Source organism: Helicobacter didelphidarum, assembly GCF_003364195.1.
Lineage (GTDB): Bacteria > Campylobacterota > Campylobacteria > Campylobacterales > Helicobacteraceae > Helicobacter_A > Helicobacter_A didelphidarum.
In genome coordinates, this window is sequence record NZ_NXLQ01000059.1 from 1 (window position 1) to 4,201 (window position 4,201).

Annotated in this window: 4 protein-coding genes and 1 pseudogene; all 5 read left to right on the top strand. The window is 32.0% G+C overall.

Going from position 1 to position 4,201, the window contains the following annotated elements:
* Positions 1-1,759 (top strand): annotated as a pseudogene (locus tag CQA53_RS12510) (hypothetical protein); the annotation flags it as partial.
* Complete coding sequence (locus tag CQA53_RS10285; RefSeq protein ID WP_115543878.1) at positions 1,760-2,059, top strand: hypothetical protein; 300 nt, start codon at positions 1,760-1,762, stop codon at positions 2,057-2,059.
* A 10-nt stretch (positions 2,060-2,069) separates the two neighbouring features.
* Positions 2,070-2,228, top strand: coding sequence for a hypothetical protein (locus CQA53_RS12515; RefSeq protein ID WP_181882433.1), 159 nt, complete (start codon positions 2,070-2,072; stop codon positions 2,226-2,228).
* A complete protein-coding gene (locus tag CQA53_RS12520; RefSeq protein ID WP_181882434.1) occupies positions 2,229-2,369 on the top strand; it encodes a hypothetical protein in 141 nt (46 codons plus the stop codon).
* Positions 2,370-2,530: 161 nt separating this feature from the next.
* Positions 2,531-3,922, top strand: a complete 1,392-nt coding sequence (locus CQA53_RS10290; protein WP_115543879.1) for a hypothetical protein — start codon at positions 2,531-2,533, stop codon at positions 3,920-3,922.
* The last annotated feature ends 279 nt before the right edge of the window (positions 3,923-4,201 follow it).

The following is a 4,201-nucleotide window of genomic DNA, read 5'->3' on the forward strand; positions in this document are numbered from 1 at the left end:
TGATAGTAAAATTAACGCCTATCATGTATATTCAGATACAGGCAAAGGTTCTAGTAGAAAAGTAACAAAGGATAGAGTAACCTCCATAGAGCTTAAGATGGTAGAATCTCGCTTGAGATTAAAATTTGATGGACAAACTTTATGCTTATTAGAAAATGAGAGAAAGCTAGGAGAATGGGAAGCTAGGAGTGGGACACCATTAAGCCCTATTGATACAAATAAAGAATCTAAGAGAAATAGATTTAAGATACGAAATAAAGATAAATTTTATTATTATGATGATGAAACACATAAAAAGCAAGATGATAAAATCCATACAGATTCATCAAAGCCTATGGCAGAGGGAAACTATAATGTTACACTATCATACGATAAAGAGCAACTCAATATACTCAATATAGATTTATTAGGAAATCAAAAAGATATTTGCACTCTCTTCAATCTACATAGGATACCTCAAGACCTCTCTATCCCTCTTAAAGTCAAATATCAAAAGAGAGTATTAATCATTATAGAGCGATTTCAACAAACATTAGAATCCACAAAAGCAAGAATGAATATCTATATCGATGGAAAGAGGGTAAATAGTAATGGCAATATCATAGGAGAGAAAACGGGGCAATATGAATACTTCAATCCACTTACAACCTCACAAGAAGAAAAAGATAATCCCTATGCCTATATCCTTGATAGACCGGGACCAGATACAATAGCAGGAGAAGTAAAGCTTAGAATCCCAAGTGGGAGATATGATGTAGAGTGGCATAAAAATGTCGGTAATATAGGTGCTTACAATCAGAATGTCTTAAATCTAAAAAATAATTTTGTTGATAAAAATAGAAATATACTTATACACAATGGCGACACAAAAGCAACTTCTCCTAAAAATTCTGATGGTTGTCTTATTATTGCAAAAGAAGAAGCTAAATCTAACGGAATTGTTTTAGACAATGTATTAAAAGCAGATTCTAGCAAAAAACATGAACTTACAAAAGCTATTAAAAAGATTGACGATAAAATAGGGTTTATTGATAAGTTTTTGTACGGAGATAATAATAAAACCAATCACTCTTCACCATATCAAGTGGTAGAACATATAGAAATTAGAGTGATGAATAACTTCCCTCAAGATATAATAACAACACAATCAATTCCTATGCTTTCAAAAGAGCAAGAGAGAAAGCAAAGTATTATTGATAATACTCCTGCTATATTTAATATTGAGGGGTATGAGAGGGGTATGTCTAGCGATATTCCTTGGTATCAAAAACACGATTTTGAAGAGGTTACAGAAAATCAATCTATAATTGATAGAATTGTATGTGTAAATACTGAAACAAGCCATATAAACCATAATAGATTAGTTAAGGCAATTATTTACTTAGAATCCACACATGGGTATTATGATGCTTATTATCCTTGGAATAAATCTTTTCGCCCTATGAATGTCAATTATGATTACTGGATAGAATTAGCTAAGCAAATGAACTATACAAAAGAACAAGTCAAAAACAACAAAGAGATTAATATTCTTATGGGTTATGAATTGGTTAAAAGAATCATTGCTAGACTAGAAAACCCTACCATTGAAAAAATTGGCACACTTTATAATGCCTTAGCAAAAGAGAGAAACTCAAGTTATGGTGCAGTCTTACGATACTATTATGATAATCAAACTTGGTTAAAGCCAAAGCCTCCTACCTTTCAAGATTTAATAGATTATATGAGAAACAATCCACCCGCAACAAAAGGATTTTAGATGCTAGGTATGTCGCTAAGCATTTGTTCGATGGTGATTGTTTTGCTATTTGTTAAGAGAAAACTTCTTGTATTTTGTTTTTGGATTCTGTTTTGTTTTATTCCATTTTCGTGCTTCGTATATGATGGCGAATCCTCAAACCTATATTATGCGTATAGAATGGGAACTCAAGAAGTAATAGAAGTTTGGTTTGGAATTATCTTTATGAGTTTTGTTTGGGCTTTAGTGTTTTTTATTGTTGCGTTGGTTATCTATTTTATTCTTAAAATTTTACTCTTTACCCTTAAATCTGTGTTATAGGATTGTATTGATGAAAGCGATTGAAAAAATAGGCACACTTTATAATGCCTTAGCAAAAGAGAGAATCTCAAGCTATGGGAAAAATTTAAAATATATCTATGAGAATAAATCTTGGTATGGTATTTTGGATTATATCAAAGATAATCCTCCATCGATTAAAGGATTCTAAATGGAAATTATCATATTAGCAAGCATAATGCTTGTTTGTTTCTTTAAAATCAAAAGTAAAATAAAAATTTTTATTGCTTGGATTATTCTTTATTTTCTCCCTATATTCGCTCTAGTGTATGATGGCGAAGAGAGATTTTGAAATGGCTCAAAGTATGGGTGAGAATCTTGCTTATGGGATTTCTATTTTGGCGTATCTATAATAAATTTTCTTTTGGGCATTTTCACTTTTTGTCGCCACATTAGCTGTTTATTTTGTGTTAAAATACGCTTTTAAGGGATAAATACGCATAAAGGATAACAATGCAAGTAAAAGAATACAAAATAGAATCATTCAAAGCAGATAGCGACACGCTTAATGAGTATTTATTCTATGCTTACAACCTAGACAATGAATACAAAGACACTCCTTTTGATGAATTGCCACAGAATCTTCAATGTATATCAAAAAATAGAGATAAATTCCCAAAAGTTACTGATAGAATTAAATTCAAAGGCACTCTTCGTATTGCTTGGAGCTATGATATGAAGTATAATAAACATATAGATTTAATCTTTTTTCCTGAAGAAAATCCTTATCTCAACTATGCCTATCTCTATGCCAAAGATTTCCCTAAAAAGATAAGCAATGAAGATAATCCTAGAGAAATAATAGAAATGAAACCAAACTATGATATAAACTATGAGTTTGTAAAAGAGATTCTATCAAAGGCTGGAATGGATACATATCATAGAAAGAGATTCTTTGAAGTGAGATTTGGGACTGCGATGTTTGTGCCTATGGAAATAGAGTTTGAGTGGTATAGTGTATCCTTGCAATACGACATTGATACCCTTGATATGATGCACCCCAACGAGCTTAACAAAGCTGAACCTATCACTTTCCCACTTTATGATACATTTCTCTTGGCACAAAATGACCTTGATTCATGGGCGATTACACTTGCCTTAGGTATCATCAAATCCCACTATATTTTACCTACAAATACAAAGCTAAACTTTAAGGAAAATATTACCTCATGGGAAGAATCTGGCATAATCAAGCACATTTCTTATAATAAAATTTTCTCTCCACTATCAACTAATGCTCTTGCCACCACTAAAACAAACTTTAATGATTTCATTGTAAATCTTAAAGATAGACCAGATACTAAAGAAGGTAAGGTTATTGCACAGCTTTTTTCACATAAGCTAAAAAAAACCGAAGAGTTATTAGATAATGAGAGCAAATTGCACAAAACGATAGCTTCCAAAGGCTATGAACTATTTCGTAAATATAAAGAACAAGGTAGCACAGATAGCGGAGGCTATATCTCTTACTACCAATACACTATGCAAAAATCCTACTATCAATCCAACAAATCTAAACTCATCAATCCCCTATGGAGAGATACATATCTCATCTATGTGCAAAACATACTCCCAAATAATTGGGCAAAAGTATGGGTAGTAAGACCACCAGATGATAATACGAAGGCTTTAGGTAGTGATCATTATTTTTTCAAAGAGGCGAAAGAAGAGATATTTGGTTACCAATCACAATGGAATTTAGGAAGTATAAAAAAATTTATCACTCCTTCCTACATGGACACCTTTCATAACTCTCCCTCTCAAATAAAGCTCTATGAGGGCTATATCCATACAAGCGGATTAGATTATCTTATGCCATTCGGAGAGAATTATATAAAGAGATAAAAAGGATTCTTGCAACAAATTTGCTTTTATATATCTCTAATGTAGCAATCCACCTATTCAATTCTATCATCATATTCAAAGGCTTTGTTAGAGTCTCTAAAGGTATTGTTATTGCGAGTAATCCACCTATCTAATCTATCATTGCAAGACTTGTTTGCAATGTGTAGGAATCTAGTGAATCAATCTGTCATTGCAAATGAAGCACAAGTGAAATGGCAATCCACTTTGAAAAAGAGGAATAACAATAAAGTGAGGGAATAATTGTCATTGCGAGTGAAT